The organism is Tessaracoccus defluvii, from assembly GCF_014489575.1.
GTDB classification, from domain to species: Bacteria; Actinomycetota; Actinomycetes; order Propionibacteriales; family Propionibacteriaceae; genus Arachnia; species Arachnia defluvii.
Genome location: NZ_CP060789.1, coordinates 3,764,318 through 3,780,569, shown reverse-complemented (window position 1 = coordinate 3,780,569; position 16,252 = coordinate 3,764,318). Strand labels below are relative to the sequence as shown.

Below are 16,252 nucleotides of genomic sequence, written 5' to 3'. Positions count from 1 at the left end.
GCGATCACGGTGCCACCAGGGCTCTCAACTCGGCCCCCGCCGCCCCGTAGGTGATGCCGTCGGTGTGGAGAGCGGCCCCGAGAATCACCTCGAGCCCTGCGGAGCTCCGGCGGATGACGCCCACCTGCTCGACGTAGCGTCGCCCCGCCGCGTCGCGGCGCACGTGCACCACCACCCTGAGTGCGGCCACGACCTGCGCGTGACAGGCCTCCCTCCCCAGTCCGCCGAGCGCAGCCAGCGCCTCCAGCCGGGCGGGCACGTCGGCCACCGAGTTGGCGTGCACGGTGGCGCAGCCACCTTCGTGGCCTGTGTTCAACGCCGACAGCATGTCGGTGATCTCTGCGCCACGGACCTCGCCCAGAACCAGCCTGTCGGGCCTCATCCGCAGCGCCTGCCGCACCAGGGTGGTGAGCGTGATGGCGCCGGCCCCTTCCGCGTTGGCCGGGCGCCCCTCCAGTCGGACGCAGTGGGGGTGGGCGGGCACCAGTTCCCGGGCGTCCTCCACGAGCACGATCCGCTCCGCCTCGGGCACGAGGCCCAGCAGTGCGGCGAGCAGCGTGGTCTTGCCGGACCCTGTGCCGCCGCTGACCAGGTACGGCACCCGCTGCGAGACCAGGCCGCGCAGGAGGGAGGCCCCCTCGTCGGAGAGCGACCCTGCGGCCACGAGGTCGTCGAGCGAGAAGGAGCGACGGGCGGGGACCCGCAGCGAAATGCAGGTGCCCGGCTCGGCCACCGGCGCGAGGACCGCATGGACCCGCACGCCGCTGGGCAGACGGCCGTCGACGAACGGCTGCGCGTCATCCAGCCTCCGTCCGCAGGCGGCCGCGAGCCGGATCGCCAACTGCCGGACGGCCTCGTCGTCCGGGAACGTCAGCGGCACCCGCTCGGGGCCCACACCACGATCGACGAACACGTCCAGAGGGCCGTTGACAAGCACATCGGAGACCCCCGGCCCGTTCAGGAGGTCCTCCAGGGGGCCGGCCCCGACGGAGTTCCGCCGGAGCGCCTCGAGCGCGTCACCGACCGTCGCGTCGGTGACGACGGCTCCGAGTTCACGCATGGCCCTGGCCACGTCGGCGGCGGTGTGGGGCCGCCCCAGCCCAGCGAGAGCTGTGCGGAGCCCGTCGAGCAGGTCAACCATGGAGCGCAGCCTCGATCCTGGTCACGTCGCGGGAGAACCGTCGGGAGCCGAGGCCCGACGGCGGCAGCCCCAACTCGGCGAGGCGGGGCAGCGTGCGGTCATCGCGGAGCACCCCGACCAGCCCGAGGCCGAGCGACCGCGCCGCCATCGCAGGGGGAATCCCACGCCCACGGCCCGTGCGCAGGATCGCCCCGACCGGGGCCCGGGGCACGGAGTCGGCCCGCATCTGCGCCGCCGCGATGGAACGGACGTCGGAGCCGACCAACAGGAGGTGCCGCTCCCCGTCCAGGGGCGTGCTGCCCGCGTCGATGACCACGAGGTCGCAGACCCGACGCAGGGCGCCCAGCACAGCGTCGACGGCTGCCTGGGGCGGCGCACCGGGCGCCTCGCGGGAGACGGCGAGGAACGCGGCACCCCCGACGCGGGGCAGGGATTCCCAGATCTCCCCCAGCTCCCCCCGCGCCTTCGCCAGGTCGCTCCAGCGGTACCCGGGCACCGCCTCTGCTCCGACGACGAGATCGAGGCCCCCTCCCGCAGGATCGAGGTCGACGGCGGCTGCCCTGCGACCCCGGCGGGCCGCGGCGAGCACCAGCCCGGCCACCAGGGTGGAGGCGCCCAGCCCGCCCGAACCTGCCGCCACTGCCACGACCGTGGCGTCGCCCCGGTCGGCGCCGGCCACCGCGGTGAGCAGCGCGGCGAGACGGCCCGCCTCGTCGGGCAGCGGGACCACCGGCACCCCGAGCCGCGCCGAGCAACGGGCCAGCTCCACCGCATCGGTGCCGGTGACATGACCTCCGGACCCGGGCAGCCCCGCCCAGCGGGCAGCCACGTCGGCCCCGACCAGGCGGAGGGCAGCACGGGGCCAGGCCTCCGCCGCGGCCTCCGCGTCGTGCACCACGACCAGGTCGACCGCCAGCGCGGCCGCGCTCACCTCGACGGCCTCGATGACCCGGGGATCCCGGGCGCACAGGAGCGCATGGGGTTGCGTGTCTGCTTCCATGCCCCCGTTGTGGGTCGCCACGAGCCGCAGCACCCACGTGTGTGCGGACCTGTGGACGGCCGGGGCCGCGGCGCGCCCACAGGCTCCCTCGAGGGGGGCTTCGGGCGGGCTAACCTAGGGGCCGACGCCCCACCCGGAAGGACCACATGAGCCGCGCGACACTGCCCACCGAAGCCCTTGACTGGCTGGCGGTCTGGCGTGAGGTGCGTGGGCTGGTGGTGGCGCAGGACGCGCACCTGACGCGTCGACTCCGATCCGCGGGGCACACGATCTTCGCCCTCACCGACGACGCGCCGTTGGCCGTCCGGCTGGGTTCCATCGACGGCGTCACCCCGTGATCGCCCGCCCGGAGGCCATCCCCACCGATCCCTTCCAGTTCGAAGTGGTCTTCATCCACCAGGGGCTGCACACGCTCGACCTGGGCCTGGCCCTCCCCCAGGTCGCCCGCGCCCTGCGCCCCGGCGGCTGCCTCAGCGCCTCCTACCTCGTCCGTGACGACACGGTGCCCTGGGTGAGGCGGCTCGCTGCGCTGCTGCGCCGCTTCGATCCGATGGCGATGAGGGGTGCCTACGGTCACGGCAGCCTCGACGAGTTGCGCAACAGCCGCTACTTCACCGAGGTCGAACAGCGCGCGTTCCGCGTGTGGCAGAAGGTGACCCGCGACGACCTGTTGGGCCTCGTCACCTCACAGCCGCTGGCCGCGAACCTGGACCAGGGACAACTCCGCCACCTCCTCGGACAGGTCGGCGAACTGTACGACGGCGCCGTCCGGCCCGGCGAGAGCCTGCGGCTGCCGTTCCAGATGTTGTGCCAGCGGGCCTGGGTCAACCACGACGAACTGACCGGTCCGGTGCGCATGCCGGACAACGCCCTGGCCATTCCCCTGTGACCCGGCGCTACGCCTGGCGCCCGTTGGCGTTAGGCTGAACGACGCGAGAGGAGCACCATGTCGCAGCAACCGAAGCAGTCCGAGCAACAGCACCCCTAGTGGAGATCAAGGACGCTCTGTCCGACTTCGTCGCCGTCGAGTCCGAACTCGCCGCCGCCGAACTGAAGCCCGCGGCGAAGGCTGCCGGCATGGGAACGGCCTTCTTCGCCGGCGCCGCCGTCTTCGCCTTCCATGCGCTGTGGATGCTCGTGATCCTTGTCGCGCTCGCCGTGGGGCTGCTGCTGCACTCCCTGACGCCGATGGGCCCGTGGGGCTCGTTCACCCTCGGCTTCCTGGTGAGCGTGGTGTTCTCGCTGCTCGTGGCGGCTGTCCTGGTCACCTTCGGCCTCGGCAAGTTCAAGCAGGTGAAGAAGCCTGAGGCGACCATCGCAGAGGCCAAGGCCACGCTCGACGCGGTCGTGGACGCCGTCGTCGCCCGGCCCGCCGACAAGGCCGTCGTCGTTGCGCCGGAAGCCACCGAAGCGCAGCTCCGCAGGACCTTCGGACCGCAGTAGCCGCCCGCCCGCCGAACTGGCAGGCTTACCCCATGACCAAGTGGGAGTATTTCGTGGCGCCGATCCTGTCGCACGTCGCGCAGCAGATTCTGAACAACTTCGGGGCGGAGGGCTGGGAGCTCGTGCAGCTCGCTCCGGGCCCGAACCCCGACAACCTCGTGGGCTACTTCAAGCGCCCGATCGCCGGCTGATGACGGCGTCCGCGAACCTCGCCGGGCTCGGCCTCGAGCTGCCCCGGTGGCGGTTCCTGTCGCCGCCTATGTGCCGGCCACCCGTGTCGGCACCCAGGTGTGGACCTCCGGGCAGCTGCCGTTCGTGGCCGGGTCGCTGACGGTGACCGGCAAGGTCGGCGCTGACGTGTCACCCGAGGATGCCGCCGCGGCCGCCCGCGTCGCCGCCCTCAACGCCGTCGCCGCCGCAGCCCAGGTGGCGGGCGGTATCGACGCCATCGGCCGCGTGCTGCGGGTCGTGGTCTACGTCGCCAGCGCCCCCGGATTCACCGGCCAGCCCGCCGTCGCCAACGGGGCCTCCCTGCTGCTGCAGGAGGTGTTCGGCGATGCGGGCGTGCACGTGCGCAGCGCCGTCGGCGTCGCGGAACTGCCTCTGGGCTCGCCCGTCGAGGTCGAACTCGTCGTCGAGGCCTGATGTCCCAGCCGGAGGCGATCAACGAGGCGCTCGGGCTCGCCTACCCCGAGGCACGCTGCGAGCTCGACTTCCGCGATCCCTTCGAGCTGCTCATCGCCACTGTCCTGTCGGCCCAGTCGACCGACCGGAGGGTGAACTCGATCACGCCGGAGCTGTTCCGCCGCTGGCCGGACCCGCAGGCGCTGTCCGAGGCTGCCACCGCCGAGGTGGAGGCGGTCATCCAGCCGGTCGGCTTCTTCCGCAACAAGACCGCGGCCATCATCGACCTGTCCCGCCGGATCGTCGACGACTTCGACGGCGTCACCCCCGGGTCACTCGAGGAGCTGGTGACGCTGCCGGGCGTCGGCCGGAAGACGGCCAACGTGGTGCTCGGCGAGGCGTTCGGGGTGCCGGGGATCACGCCTGACACGCACCTGATCCGCCTGGCCAACCGGTTCGGCTGGGTGTCGTCGACGAAGCCGGACGTGGTCGAGGCCGCCGTCGGGGCGCTCTTCCCCAAGGAGGACTGGGTGCTGTTGTGCCATCGGGTGATCTGGCACGGCCGACGCTGCTGCCACGCCCGCCGCCCGGCCTGCGGCGCCTGTCCGGTGGCAGCCCTGTGCCCGAGCAGCGACCTGGGCGAGCAGGACCCTGTCACGGCGGCGACCCTGATCCGCGAGCCGCGCGCGTGACGCTGTCCGGCGCGCGGGTAGGGTCGATCGGGTGAGGTTCCGCCCGTCCGTCGTCGCCGCCCTGGCCGTGCTCCTGCTGACCGCCTGTTCCGGCCCTCAGCCTGCTGCGTCGCCGTCTCCGGATCTCGCACAACTGCGCGAGCAGTACGGCGTGCCCGGGTGCATCGAGACCGACCCGGACGCCGAGGCCGTTCCCGACGGACTCCCCCGCACCGACCTGGCCTGCCTGGGCACCGACCAGCGGGTCAACCTCGCAGGCCTTCCCCGGACGCCGACGATCATCAACGTGTGGGCGCAGTGGTGCGCGCCGTGTCGGCAGGAGTCGCCGTTCCTGCGCGCCGCCGTCGCCGAACTCGACGGCGTCTCGTTCCTCGGGATCAACTACAACGATCCGCGACCCGACTGGGCCCTGGAGTTCGCCGGGCTCGCCGAGTGGGGGTATCCCCACGTGCAGGATCAGGACAAGGTGCTGCAGACAGAACTGGGCATCCCCGGCATCCCGACCACCTTCTTCGTCGACGCAGACGGCCGCGTCGCGGGGGTGCATCCCGGTGTGTTCGAGTCGGAAGAGCAGCTGTTCGAGGCCGCGGAGACGTACCTGGGGGTGACCCGATGAGACATCCGGAGGTCTTCGCGCCCCTCCTGACGGCGCTGGCGGCCGCCCCCGACGGACGGCATCTCGGTGCGCTGCGGGCCCCTCGCGGCGAGCGTTCGGCGGCCGTCCTGATGCTGTTCACCGACGAGCCCGATCCGGCGCTGACGTTCGTCACCCGCGCCGAGACGCTGCGCCACCACGCCGGGCAGGTCGCGCTCCCCGGTGGCGCCGTCGATGACGACGATGTCGACGTCGTGCACACCGCGCTGCGGGAGGCCCAGGAGGAGATCGGCCTGCCGCCGGCCGCCGTCACCCCGATCGGCAGTCTGCCGGCCCTGTGGGTGCCGAAGTCACGCTTTGACGTCACGACCGTCCTCGGCGTGTGGGACGGCGCGCACGACCTGCGGCCGATGGATCCGGGTGAGACCGGCGCCGTCCACCGCTATCGGGTCTCCGAACTCGCATCGGCTGAGACGCGCCGCATGTCACGACATCCCAGCGGCTTCGTCGGCCCGGCGTTCGTGCTCGGCGGCGACTTCATCTGGGGGCTGACGGCGCTGCTGGTCGACTGGACCCTGGAACTGGGCGGGTGGGCCCTCCCCTGGAACACCAGCGACGAGGTACCGATCCCCGCCCGCTTCCTCAACGACTGAGTCAGACAACGACGGAGGGGCGTGCGGTCTGACCGCACGCCCCTCCGTTGTCGTCAGCGACCCCGGCGGCTAGTCCTTTCCACCCGGGAGCACGGTGATGCCGACGGGCGGAACAGCCGCCTCGACCAGCACCTCATGCCACGATTCGATGTCGGGGCGGGCCCTGAGTAACGCGCGTCTCTCGCGTTCCGTCATGCCTCCCCACACACCCCACTCGATCCTGTTGTCCAACGCCTCGGCGAGGCACTCGGACCGGACGGGACATCCGACACAGACCGACCGCGCCCGCTTCTGATCCTTCCCCTCAGGGAACAGTGCGTCGGCCATGTCGCGACACTTGGCGTACAGCGTCCATTCACTCGCTTCTGCCAGAGACATAGCTTGCCCTCCTTTGCGCAGAACCACTCTCGATGCCTAGACGCTAGCGCATATGCCGGTCAGTGCAACAGTGGCAATATCCCTAGTCCCCTCTGTGTCATGGGGTGCCTCGGGGTGGTCACGTAAGATGGGCCGCATGAAGTCTGCCTCCCTCAGCCAGAAGGCGTACTCCCTCATGATGTTCCTGGCCGTGAGCGTGCTCGCCGGCCTGTTGCTCTCCGGGCTGGCCGTCCCCATGACGGCCCTCGCCGGCAGCTCTGTGAACTTTGCGGCGGACTCGCTCGACGAGATCCCGACGGATCTCGAGACGCCCGCCCAGTCGGAGCGCTCCCGCGTGCTGATGGCCAACGGCGAGGTGCTGGCGACGTTCTACGACGAGAACCGCATCTACGTGCCGCTCTCGGAGATCTCACCGCTGATGCAGGACGCGCAGATCGGCATCGAGGATCACCGGTTCTACGAGCACGGCGCCATCGACTTCCAGGGCTTCGGTCGTGCCCTCGTCAAGACGCTGACCGGTGACACGCAGGGCGCCTCGACGCTGACGCAGCAGTACGTCAAGCTGGTCCGCCAGGAGACGGCGATGGCCAACGGAGACGAGGAGGCCGCGAGGAAGGCGGTCGAGGTCACCATCGAGCGCAAGATCATCGAGATGCGTTACGCCATGGCTTTGGAGGAGCGGCTCACCAAGGACCAGATCCTCGAGCGCTACCTGAACATCGCCTACTACGGCGACGGCGCCTACGGCGTCGAGTCGGCGGCGCAGCACTACTTCCGCACCACGGCGAAGGACCTGACGCTCGGCCAGTCGGCACTGCTCGCCGGCATCGTGCAGAACCCGGTCGCCTTCAATCCGGTCAAGAACACCCAGCGTGCGCTGGATCGCCGCGACGTCGTCCTGAACCAGATGGTCAAGTGGAAGATGATCACGGAGGCCGAAGCTGCCGAGGCGAAGCTGGAGACCTTCGACCCGGCCCAGGTGCTGCGCACCCCGAACGGCTGCGTCTCCTCGCAGTATGCGTTCCTCTGTGACTACGTGCGTCTCACGCTCCTGTCGGACAAGATGACGTCGCTGGGCAAGGACAAGGAGGAGCGCGAGCGGGCGCTCAAGCGCGGCGGCCTGACGATCCAGACCAAGATCAATCCCACCGCGCAGGACTCCGCCGAGGCGGCTGTGGCCACCAAGGTCGCCCCGACCGATCCGGTCATCGGCAACGCGGTGCTGCTGGAGCCGAGCACGGGCCTGATCATCGCGATGGCGCAGTCGCGGCCCAAGATGGGCGACGGCGAGGGTGAGACGTACTGGAACTACAACGTGCCCGCCTCGATGGGCGGCATGGAGGGCTTCCAGGCCGGATCCACGTTCAAGGCGTTCACGATGGCCGCCGCGATGGAGCAGGGCGTCACCCCTGGTCACACGTACAACGCGCCAGGCAAACTGACCTTCGAGAAGGGCGCGGTGTTCCGCGATTGTCAGGGCACCTTCAAGCTCGACGAGGAATGGGACCCGGAGAACCAGGGCGGGCGCGGCTACGGCACGATCGACATGGTCAAGGCTGCCAAGAGCTCCGTCAACACGTATTTCATCCAGCTGATCCAGTCGACCGGCATCTGCGCCTCCATCGACATGGCCGCCAAGGTCGGCGTCGAACTGTCCGACGGGCAGACGCTGCGGAGCATGCAGCGTTACCCCTCGTTCGTGCTCGGTACGGCGTACGTGACCCCGCTGTCGATGGCGGAGGCCTACGCGACGTTCGCGAACCGCGGCGTCCACTGCGATCCGATCATCCTCGAGTCGGTCACCACGCAGGAGGGCAAGGCGCTGGACGTGCCGTCGGCCAACTGCCAGAAGGTGATGGAACCTGAGGTCGCCGACGGCGTCAACTACGTCCTGAAGCAGGTCGCGGGTGTCGGCGGCACCGGCTATGTCGCGGCTCTTCGCGATGGCCGCGACGAGGCAGGCAAGACCGGTACGACGAACGGCAACGAGGCGGTCTGGTACGCGGGCTACACGCCCGAGGTGGCCGGCGTCGCCATGATCGCGGTCGAGAACGCAAACCCGATCTTCAAGGACGGCACGAAGAAGAAGACGCTGCGGAACCTGAAGGTCGCCGCCGGCTATCTGGACGGCTCGGGTGGCCGCGACGCGGGCGCCATCTGGAAGGCCGCCATGAAGGCGGCGCTGAAGGACAAGCCGAAGACGAAGTTCACGGCTCCCACCGACGAGATCATGAAGGGCGTCAAGGTGCCGGTGCCCAGCGTCAAGGGCATGGGCTACAACGAGGCGAAGGCGACGCTCGAGGCCGCGGGCTTCACGACCAGCCGTTGGAGCGTCTACAGCGATCGTCCGCAGGGCACCTTCCTCGGCATCACGCCGACGGGCAGCGCCCTGAAGTTCTCAACGATCCGGCTGAAGGTCTCCGCCGGGCCGGCACCTGCCCAGCCGGAGACCCCCGCCACCGACCCTGCCGCCCCACCCGGCGGACAGGGCGATCAGGGCGGCAACCAAGGCGGCGGCGGACCGAACCGATGAGGCGCGCCCTCCTGCGCGCCGGCGTTGCCATCGGCGCCGTCGGTGCGGCCGGGCTCGCCTGGGGCCTTGTCGAAGCGCACGCCTTCACCCTGCGTAGGGTCGATCTGGAGGTGTTGCCGCCCGGCGGGCGGGATCTGCGTGTTCTGCACGTGTCGGATCTCCATCTCCGCCCCGGCCAGGATGACAAGCTGGCGTTCGTCGCCTCGCTGGCCGACCTGGCGCCCGACCTCGTCGTCACCACAGGTGACAACTTCACCCACCCGGACGCGCTCGACCCGCTGATGGCGGCGTGGGGCCCGCTCCTGGCCACCCCCGGTGTGTTCGTCTTCGGCTCGAACGACTACCACGCCCCTGTCTTCAAGAACCCGTTCGCTTACCTCATCCATGGCCGTTCCGAGACGACGACGAAGCCCCAGCCTGACCTGCCGTGGCAGGAGCTGCGCGATCGCATGGCCGCCGGTGGCTGGCAGGACCTGACGCATCGCCGCACCAGTCTGGAGGTCGGCGGCTACCGGTTGTCGTTCCGCGGCACCGACGATGCGCACCTCGACCGCGACGACTACAGCCTCGTCGAGGGGCCGGCCGATGTGACGGCGGACCTGAACGTCGGCGTCACCCACGCCCCGTACCTGAGGCTCCTCGACGGGTTCACCGCCGACGGAATGGACCTGATCTTCGCGGGCCACACCCACGGCGGTCAGGTGTGTGTGCCCGGCTACGGGGCCCTGGTGACGAACTGCGATCTCGACGCCGCCCGCGTCAAGGGGCTCTCGACTCACACCGCGGGCGGGCAGACGGCGCACCTGCACGTCTCGGCCGGGCTGGGAACCTCCCCCTTCGCGCCGTACCGCTTCGCCTGCCGTCCGGAGGCGACGCTCCTGACGCTGCGCCCGCGTAGCGCCGTCTGACCGGTCGATTGGCAGAACAGGGGTCGGGTCGGCTAACATTTCCGTTGGCCGAAGGGCCATCGGGGTGTGGCGCAGCTTGGTAGCGCGCGTCGTTCGGGACGACGAGGCCGCAGGTTCAAATCCTGTCACCCCGACCATGTCGCAAGACATCGGAACAGCCCGGATCTGCATGCAGATCCGGGCTGTTTCCTGTTCTGCCTCAGCCCTTCCCCACGCCCCTCGATGTGCACGAATCTCCGCTGAGCCGCGGCTGTGTGCATATCGCCATACCGGCGGCCTGAGCCAGCACAATGCACGCGAGCGCCAGATTTATGCACGCACGGATCCCCCTCTCCCTCAGGACCACACCGCCGCCGACCGTGATTTTGACGGCATCAGGCACTTTCTGTGGGACAACCGCTCCAACCAGGTCGGCTGGACCGCCTACCTGGGGCAGGCTCCAGCATCCCCCGAGGCGCCGCAGTAAGCTGTTCCGGCCCGCCGAGGGCTGGCTCACCGCGCAGATCGGCAGCGAAACAACGGCGACTCAGTAGTCCCGGGCCTCGCCGTTGTCCGTGCACCGCAGGCCGGGAGTTCCTGTCGGCACCGAGTTCTGGGTCAGATCCGAGCAGGGCATCGGCTCGAGGAACACGACCACGTAGTGCCACTGGTTCTCGGTGATGCCCCAGACGACCTGGCTGTCCCCGCAGTCAGAGTCCTCGGCACCGAAGACGTAGCCGTCCGCGTGGGAGGCCTTGATCGTGATCGACGTGACGGTGCAGCCCGCCTCGTCCTCCACCCCGACCCGGCTGCGCAGGAAGGTCCGGAACGAATCAGGCACGGCGGCGACCGCGTCGATCTCCGCCGCTGACGTAACGGTGACCCCCACTGCGTCCCATGGGCCGCCCTGGGGAACCGGCTGCTCCACCGGAGGTAGCAGGGTCGGCGATTCGCCCGACGGGACCGGTTCTGCCGACCCCCCGTGTGCACTCGGGGTGGACGAGGGCGTGCTGGGCGTGCCGGAGGGATCAGGTGCCGTGGCGCCCGTGCACGCCGACAGCCCGAACAACGCGCCGAGGACAGCAACAGTGGTCAAGAGGTTCCGCACGCGCCGAGCCTACCCGGCGATACCGGCAACTCGCCCCGCCCGCCACCTCACCCCGGGCAGGGACGACATCCGCATCGCCCCGGTCGCCCACTTCGCACCCGGGCAGGGCGACCCTGCGCAACTTGCTCCGGCCACCCACGTCGGGCCCGGGCGTGGCTAGTGTGGCTGCATAGCCGCTCAACGACGACGCGCGCGAGGAGATGTCATGGCGTCCGACCTGTCGATCCTGCGGGACCTGCCCCTGCAGGGCACCCTGCCCACCAACGAGAAGCTGCTGAACTGGCTGGCGGAGGTGGTGGCGCTCTGCCGACCGGCCGCGATCCACTACTGCGACGGTTCCCCGGAGGAGCAGGCCCTGCTCGCGCAACGGCTGCTCGACGCTGGCACGCTGATCCGCCTCAACGACGACATCCTGCCGAACTCGTTCCTGGCCCGCACCGACCCGGACGACGTCGCCCGCGTCGAGGACCAGACGTTCATCTGTTCGCGCGACGAACGTCACGCCGGCCCCACCAACAACTGGATGGATCCCGACCAGATGAAGAGGATCCTGACGGGCCTCTACGACGGCTCCATGGAAGGCCGCACCATGTACGTGGTGCCGTTCTGCATGGGGCATCTGGAGGCCGACGATCCGAAGTTCGGTGTGGAGGTCACCGATTCCGCCTACGTCGCGATGTCGATGGGCGTGATGACCCGGATGGGCGCCGAGGTGACGGCGGCGCTGGCGACCGGCGTCGACTTCGTGCCCTGCCTGCACTCCGTCGGCATGCCCCTCACGGACAGCAGGGCCGACGTGCCCTGGCCGTGCAGCGACATCAAGTACATCGTCCACTTCCCCGACGAGCGCATGGTCTGGTCGTACGGCTCCGGCTACGGCGGCAACTCGCTGCTCGGGAAGAAGTGTTACGCCCTGCGCATCGCCTCCGTGATGGCCCGTGACGAGGGGTGGCTGGCCGAGCACATGCTCATCATCAAGCTCACCTCGCCCGAGGGCCGCAGCTACCACATGGCCGCCGCGTTCCCGTCCGCCTGCGGGAAGACGAACCTGGCGATGCTCGAACCCACCATCCCCGGCTGGAAGGTGGAGACGATCGGCGACGACATCGCCTGGCTTCGCTTCGGTGACGACGGACGGCTGTACGCGACCAATCCGGAGACCGGCTTCTTCGGCGTCGCCCCCGGCACCAGCCACTCCACCAACCCCAACGCCATGCGCGCCATCGAGATCGGCAACTCCATCTTCACCAACGTGGCCGAAACCGCCGACGGCGGCGTCTGGTGGGAGGGTATGACGGCGACGCCGCCGGGCCCGCTCACCGACTGGAAGGGTCGGCTGTGGAATGCCGAGACGGGCCCTGTCGGCGGGCGTCCCGGTGAGAAGGCCGCCCATCCCAACAGCCGCTTCTGCACGCCGATCCACCAGGCTCCGACGCTCGCGGCCGAGTACGACGACCCGCGGGGCGTTCCGCTCGACGCCATCATCTTCGGCGGGCGCCGCGAGAACACCGTCCCGCTCGTGACCCAGTCGCGCGACTGGCGCCACGGCGTGTTCATGGGGGCGACCTGCTCCTCAGAGTCGACGGCGGCCGCCCGCGGCGCGGTCGGCGTGCTCCGGCGCGACCCGATGGCGATGCTGCCGTTCATCGGCTACCACGTCGCCGACTACGTACAACACTGGCTGGATCTCGGGGAACGCGCTGAGGCGGACAAGTTGCCCTCGATCTTCTACGTCAACTGGTTCCGCCGCGACGCCGACGGCCGGTTCATGTGGCCCGGGTTCGGGGAGAACAGCCGCGTGCTGAAGTGGATCGCCGAGAGGATCGACGGCGGAGGCGACGCGGTCGAGACGCCCATCGGCCATCTCCCGGCCCCGGGGGCGCTCGACGTCGACGGGCTCGACATCACCGACGCTGACCTGGCCGAGGTCACGTCGTTCCAGGAGGCGGAGTGGCGCGACGAGGTGCCGCGCATCGGCCGCTGGTTCGACACCTTCGGCTGGCGGCTGCCCCGCGGCCTGGTCGACGAACTGCTCCAACTCGAGACGGCGCTCAGCGGCCAGCAGACCGAGGGGGTGCACATCGACTAGCCTCGGACCATGCAGCGGTGGACGTGGCTCCTTGTCCTGATCGGCGGCGGGCTGGTCGCCTACTCCTCCGGCGGAGGCCGCCTGACCCTCCAGGTCGGCCTCGTGATCGCCTGCGTCGTCCTCTTGGCCTGGTGGCTGAGCCCCTTGTCCCACGGGAAGTCGAAGAAGATGGCCGCCGTCATGGCCCTCCCGGCCGAGGACCGCCGCGTGGTCATCTACTGGCGTCCCGGCTGCATGTTCTGCCAGCGGCTCCGAGGTGCACTGGGCCGTCAGGGCCGCGGCGCGCAGTGGATCAACATCTGGCAGGATGACGAGGCGGCCGCGTTCGTGCGCAGCGTCAACGGGGGCAACGAGGTCGTCCCCACCGTCGTCATCGACGATGTGCCGCACACCAACCCCGACCCGGCGCTCGTCAAGACCGCACTGGCCGCCTGACCCAGTCTCCGAGGAGGCCCCATGGCCACCGACCGCGCCGTCCTGCGTGCCCGCTGGGGCGTCACCCTGCTGTTCTGGCTGAACGGCGTCGGTTTCTCCTCGCTGGTCCCCCGCTACCCGGAGCTCAAAGCGGCGCTGGGGCTGGACGAGCTGTCCTGGGGTCTCGTTGTCGGGCTGGGCCCGATCGGCGGCCTGATCGCAGGCCTGTTCACCGCGCGGCTCATCCGCCGTTTCGCCTCCGCCAACGTCGCCGTCGTCACCGGCATCCTGAGCGCGGCCGTCCTCAACATCTACGCCAACGCGCCGCACTGGACGGTGTTCGCCATCGGGCTGCTGCTCATGTCGGCGCTCGACGCGCTGATGGACATCTCCATGAACGCGCACGGCCTGCGCGTCCAGCGGCTGCTCGGCCGCTCGATCCTCAACGGGTTCCACGGCTGGTGGTCCGTCGGCGCCGTCTGTGGCGGGCTTCTCGGCGCCATCGCCGGCGAGCTGGGGCTGCCCATCGGCATCCAGGCGCTCGTCACCCTGGCCGCCTACACCGCAGTTGCCTTGTACACGCGCACCTTGATGCTCCCCGGCGCCGACACCGTTCCCGCCGCCGACGATGCCGCCCCCGCCGGGCGCGGCATCCCCCTGCGCTGGCTCCCCCGGCTGATCGCGCTGGGGCTGCTCGGCGCCTCCGTCGGCCTCATCGAGGAGTCCGGCGCCTCGTGGGGCGCGGTCTACATGGAGCAGCTGTTCGGCTCCTCTCCGTTCGTGGCCGGCATGGCCTTCGTCGGCCTGCAGGGCGCCCAGATGATCGGACGGTTCACGGGCGACTCACTCACCAACCGGATCGGCGCCCGCGCCGCCGTGGCGCAGGGCGTCGCCGTCGCGGGCCTCGCCATGGGGCTCGCGATCGCCTTCCCCTCGCCGTGGCTGACGATCCTCGCGTTCGCGTGCGCCGGCTGGGGCATCGCGACCGCCATCCCGATGGCGATGCACGCCGCCGACGAGCTGCCTGGCATGGCGCACGGCAACGGGCTGACCTTCGTGACCTGGCTGATGCGGATCGGCTTCCTCGCCGGCCCCGCCCTCATCGGACTGGTCGGCCAGCAGGCGGGAATCCGGTGGGCGCTGATCCTCATCCCGATCGCGGTGGTCCTGGCGCTCGCCACCTCCCCTGCGCTCGCCCCGCCGCGCGACCGGCCGGCCCGATGACGTTCCTGCTCCGCGGCGCCCGCGTCGTCGACCTGGACCGCGGTGGGTCCCCGCCCGCCGACGTGCGGATCCGCGACGGCGTGATCGTCGAGGTGGGCCCCGACCTGGAGGCGGCCGGCGAGCGTATCCTCGACGGTCGTGGCGGCTGGCTGATCCCCGGGCTGTGGGACAAGCACCTCCACTTCGGTCAGCTCGTCCGCTCCAGCACCTGGCTGGATGTCGCCGGGCTGCCGGGGCCGGAGGCTGTCGCGGCACGCGTCGCCGTCGCCCCGCCGGCTGCGGGGCCCCTGATCGGGTTCGGCTACCGCTCCGCCGGCTGGGCCCGCACCGGCACCGTCGTCGAGCTGGATGCCGTCACCGGGGACCGGGTGACAGTCCTGATCTCCGGCGATGCGCACAACGGGTGGCTCAACAGCGCCGCCCTGCGGGCGTTCGGCCTGGCGCCGCGCAGCGGCCCGCTCGAAGAGGACGACTGGTTCCCGATCATGGGCCGCCTCGGTTCCCTGCCGGGCAGCCAACCGGCCCCGGCCGCCGAGGCAGCCACCGCGGCGACCCTCGCCTCCCGTGGCGTGACGGGCATCGTCGACTTCGAGTTCACCGACGCCCACCTCGACTGGCCGCGCCGCATCGCCGCCGGGCTGAAGACCCTCCGGGTCCGTACCGCCGTCTACCCGCATCAGCTCGACGACGTCCTCGCGGCAGGGCTCCGCACCGGGGCCCCCCTGCCGGGCGGCGACGGCCTCGCCACGATGGGGCCGCTGAAGGTGATCAGCGACGGCTCCATGTCGACGCGCACCGCCTGGTGCTGCGAGCCGTACCTCGGCGACGGTAGACACGGCGCCCCCAACCTGACAGCCGCTGAGCTGACCGCCCTGCTGCGCCGCAGCGCCGACGGCGGCCTCGCCGTCGCCGTCCACGCAATCGGCGACCGGGCCAATGCAGCCGCGCTGGACGCGTTCGCCACCACCGGCGCCTGGGCAGCGTCGAACACGCCCAGCTCCTGCGCCGCGCGGACGTCCCCCGCTTCGCCGCGTTGGGCTGGTGGCCAGCATGCAGCCGGCCCACCTGCTCGACGACCGCACCACGGCCGAAACCCTGTGGGGCGACCGGACCGACCGCCTGTTCCTCGCCGGTTCCCTGCTCGCCAGCGGTGCCGACGTGGTGCTGGGGTCGGATGCGCCGGTGGCCCCCGCCGACCCGTGGCTCGCCATCGCTGCCGCCGTCCACCGCGGCGACCCGGGTGGGTTCGCGCTCACCCCCGCAGAGTCGCTGACCCCGCTGCAGGCGCTGCGCGCCTCCGTCGACGGCGGCCGCATCATCGAGGGGGCCGCGGCCGACCTGGTCCTCCTGGGCGACGACCCCCTGGCCGCCGGCCCGAGCGCCGAGCAGGCTGCCCGGCTGCGTGACATGACGACCCGCCTGACCCTCTGCGCAGGACGGATCACGTCCGGCGCCTGAACCGCATGGCGGG

17 protein-coding genes, 1 tRNA gene and 2 pseudogenes are annotated in these 16,252 nt (G+C 70.7%); 16 read left to right on the top strand and 4 right to left on the bottom strand.

Annotated features, from left to right (window positions below; translation table 11 throughout):
* Positions 1-4: 4 nt before the first annotated feature.
* Both H9L22_RS17705 and ssd read right to left on the bottom strand, forming a co-directional pair.
* A complete protein-coding gene (locus tag H9L22_RS17705) occupies positions 5-1,141 on the bottom strand; it encodes a TadA family conjugal transfer-associated ATPase (protein ID WP_187721025.1) in 1,137 nt (378 codons plus the stop codon).
* Positions 1,134-2,141 (bottom strand): septum site-determining protein Ssd, encoded by a 1,008-nt coding sequence (gene ssd, locus H9L22_RS17700; protein ID WP_187721024.1) that lies wholly within the window; start codon positions 2,139-2,141, stop codon positions 1,134-1,136. Before ssd ends, H9L22_RS17705 begins: the two co-directional genes overlap by 8 nt.
* Before the next feature lie 146 nt (positions 2,142-2,287).
* Between ssd and H9L22_RS17695 the strand changes: the two genes are divergently transcribed.
* The 8 genes and pseudogenes from H9L22_RS17695 (at position 2,288) to H9L22_RS17660 (ending at position 6,148) form a co-directional block, all read left to right on the top strand.
* Complete coding sequence (locus tag H9L22_RS17695) at positions 2,288-2,479, top strand: hypothetical protein (protein ID WP_187721023.1); 192 nt, start codon at positions 2,288-2,290, stop codon at positions 2,477-2,479.
* Positions 2,476-3,030, top strand: coding sequence for a class I SAM-dependent methyltransferase (locus H9L22_RS17690; RefSeq protein ID WP_187721022.1), 555 nt, complete (start codon positions 2,476-2,478; stop codon positions 3,028-3,030). Before H9L22_RS17695 ends, H9L22_RS17690 begins: the two co-directional genes overlap by 4 nt.
* A 98-nt stretch (positions 3,031-3,128) precedes the next feature.
* Positions 3,129-3,584: a phage holin family protein gene (locus H9L22_RS17685; RefSeq protein ID WP_187721021.1), complete on the top strand. Its 456-nt coding sequence runs from the start codon at positions 3,129-3,131 to the stop codon at positions 3,582-3,584.
* A 32-nt stretch (positions 3,585-3,616) separates the two neighbouring features.
* A complete protein-coding gene (locus H9L22_RS17680; protein ID WP_187721020.1) occupies positions 3,617-3,775 on the top strand; it encodes a hypothetical protein in 159 nt (52 codons plus the stop codon).
* A pseudogene (locus H9L22_RS17675) lies at positions 3,775-4,229 on the top strand (RidA family protein). Before H9L22_RS17680 ends, H9L22_RS17675 begins: the two are co-directional and overlap by 1 nt.
* A complete protein-coding gene (gene nth / locus H9L22_RS17670; RefSeq protein ID WP_187721019.1) occupies positions 4,229-4,900 on the top strand; it encodes an endonuclease III in 672 nt (223 codons plus the stop codon). Before H9L22_RS17675 ends, nth begins: the two are co-directional and overlap by 1 nt.
* A gap of 31 nt (positions 4,901-4,931) precedes the next feature.
* On the top strand, positions 4,932-5,516 hold the full coding sequence (locus H9L22_RS17665) for a TlpA family protein disulfide reductase (RefSeq protein ID WP_226965976.1): 585 nt from the start codon (positions 4,932-4,934) through the stop codon (positions 5,514-5,516).
* Positions 5,513-6,148 carry an NUDIX hydrolase gene (locus H9L22_RS17660; protein WP_187721018.1) on the top strand — a complete coding sequence of 212 codons (636 nt, stop codon included), beginning with the start codon at positions 5,513-5,515 and terminating at the stop codon, positions 6,146-6,148. The genes H9L22_RS17665 and H9L22_RS17660 overlap by 4 nt, the downstream gene beginning before the upstream one ends.
* Before the next feature lie 69 nt (positions 6,149-6,217).
* Here H9L22_RS17660 and H9L22_RS17655 read toward each other — a convergent pair whose 3' ends face one another.
* Entirely contained in the window at positions 6,218-6,526 is a 309-nt protein-coding gene (locus tag H9L22_RS17655) for a WhiB family transcriptional regulator (RefSeq protein ID WP_187721017.1), read from the bottom strand.
* A gap of 136 nt (positions 6,527-6,662) precedes the next feature.
* Here H9L22_RS17655 and H9L22_RS17650 point away from each other — a divergent pair, with 136 nt between their 5' ends.
* The 3 genes from H9L22_RS17650 (at position 6,663) to H9L22_RS17640 (ending at position 10,104) form a co-directional block, all read left to right on the top strand.
* Complete coding sequence (locus tag H9L22_RS17650; RefSeq protein WP_226965975.1) at positions 6,663-9,059, top strand: transglycosylase domain-containing protein; 2,397 nt, start codon at positions 6,663-6,665, stop codon at positions 9,057-9,059.
* Positions 9,056-9,967, top strand: a complete 912-nt coding sequence (locus H9L22_RS17645; protein ID WP_187721016.1) for a metallophosphoesterase — start codon at positions 9,056-9,058, stop codon at positions 9,965-9,967. The genes H9L22_RS17650 and H9L22_RS17645 overlap by 4 nt, the downstream gene beginning before the upstream one ends.
* A 60-nt stretch (positions 9,968-10,027) precedes the next feature.
* Positions 10,028-10,104 (top strand) — tRNA-Pro (locus H9L22_RS17640).
* A 389-nt stretch (positions 10,105-10,493) separates the two neighbouring features.
* On the opposite strand, the gene H9L22_RS17635 is transcribed toward H9L22_RS17640, so the two are convergent.
* Positions 10,494-10,874 carry a hypothetical protein gene (locus H9L22_RS17635; RefSeq protein ID WP_187721015.1) on the bottom strand — a complete coding sequence of 127 codons (381 nt, stop codon included), beginning with the start codon at positions 10,872-10,874 and terminating at the stop codon, positions 10,494-10,496.
* A gap of 385 nt (positions 10,875-11,259) precedes the next feature.
* Between H9L22_RS17635 and H9L22_RS17630 the strand changes: the two genes are divergently transcribed.
* The 5 genes and pseudogenes from H9L22_RS17630 (at position 11,260) to H9L22_RS20685 (ending at position 16,239) form a co-directional block, all read left to right on the top strand.
* Positions 11,260-13,143, top strand: coding sequence for a phosphoenolpyruvate carboxykinase (GTP) (locus tag H9L22_RS17630; protein ID WP_187721014.1), 1,884 nt, complete (start codon positions 11,260-11,262; stop codon positions 13,141-13,143).
* Positions 13,144-13,152: 9 nt separating this feature from the next.
* Complete coding sequence (locus tag H9L22_RS19305) at positions 13,153-13,578, top strand: glutaredoxin domain-containing protein (RefSeq protein WP_226965974.1); 426 nt, start codon at positions 13,153-13,155, stop codon at positions 13,576-13,578.
* A gap of 21 nt (positions 13,579-13,599) precedes the next feature.
* A complete protein-coding gene (locus H9L22_RS17620; RefSeq protein ID WP_187721013.1) occupies positions 13,600-14,781 on the top strand; it encodes an MFS transporter in 1,182 nt (393 codons plus the stop codon).
* Positions 14,778-15,689, top strand: a pseudogene (locus H9L22_RS20690) (amidohydrolase family protein); the annotation flags it as partial. The gene H9L22_RS17620 and the pseudogene H9L22_RS20690, both read left to right, overlap by 4 nt.
* 28 nt (positions 15,690-15,717) lie before the next feature.
* A complete protein-coding gene (locus H9L22_RS20685) occupies positions 15,718-16,239 on the top strand; it encodes an amidohydrolase family protein (protein ID WP_406707840.1) in 522 nt (173 codons plus the stop codon).
* Positions 16,240-16,252 lie beyond the last annotated feature (13 nt).

Bases quoted from the DNA above. Each gene is read 5' to 3' on its own strand.
- H9L22_RS17645 (WP_187721016.1), top strand. From the start codon at position 9,056: ATGAGGCGCGCCCTCCTGCGCGCCGGCGTTGCCATCGGCGCCGTCGGT.
- H9L22_RS17630 (WP_187721014.1), top strand. From the start codon at position 11,260: ATGGCGTCCGACCTGTCGATCCTGCGGGACCTGCCCCTGCAGGGCACC.
- ssd (WP_187721024.1), bottom strand. From the start codon at position 2,141: ATGGAAGCAGACACGCAACCCCATGCGCTCCTGTGCGCCCGGGATCCC.
- H9L22_RS17660 (WP_187721018.1), top strand. From the start codon at position 5,513: ATGAGACATCCGGAGGTCTTCGCGCCCCTCCTGACGGCGCTGGCGGCC.
- H9L22_RS19305 (WP_226965974.1), top strand. From the start codon at position 13,153: ATGCAGCGGTGGACGTGGCTCCTTGTCCTGATCGGCGGCGGGCTGGTC.
- H9L22_RS17650 (WP_226965975.1), top strand. From the start codon at position 6,663: ATGAAGTCTGCCTCCCTCAGCCAGAAGGCGTACTCCCTCATGATGTTC.
- H9L22_RS17695 (WP_187721023.1), top strand. From the start codon at position 2,288: ATGAGCCGCGCGACACTGCCCACCGAAGCCCTTGACTGGCTGGCGGTC.
- H9L22_RS17680 (WP_187721020.1), top strand. From the start codon at position 3,617: ATGACCAAGTGGGAGTATTTCGTGGCGCCGATCCTGTCGCACGTCGCG.
- H9L22_RS20685 (WP_406707840.1), top strand. From the start codon at position 15,718: ATGCAGCCGCGCTGGACGCGTTCGCCACCACCGGCGCCTGGGCAGCGT.
- nth (WP_187721019.1), top strand. From the start codon at position 4,229: ATGTCCCAGCCGGAGGCGATCAACGAGGCGCTCGGGCTCGCCTACCCC.
- H9L22_RS17705 (WP_187721025.1), bottom strand. From the start codon at position 1,141: ATGGTTGACCTGCTCGACGGGCTCCGCACAGCTCTCGCTGGGCTGGGG.
- H9L22_RS17620 (WP_187721013.1), top strand. From the start codon at position 13,600: ATGGCCACCGACCGCGCCGTCCTGCGTGCCCGCTGGGGCGTCACCCTG.
- H9L22_RS17655 (WP_187721017.1), bottom strand. From the start codon at position 6,526: ATGTCTCTGGCAGAAGCGAGTGAATGGACGCTGTACGCCAAGTGTCGC.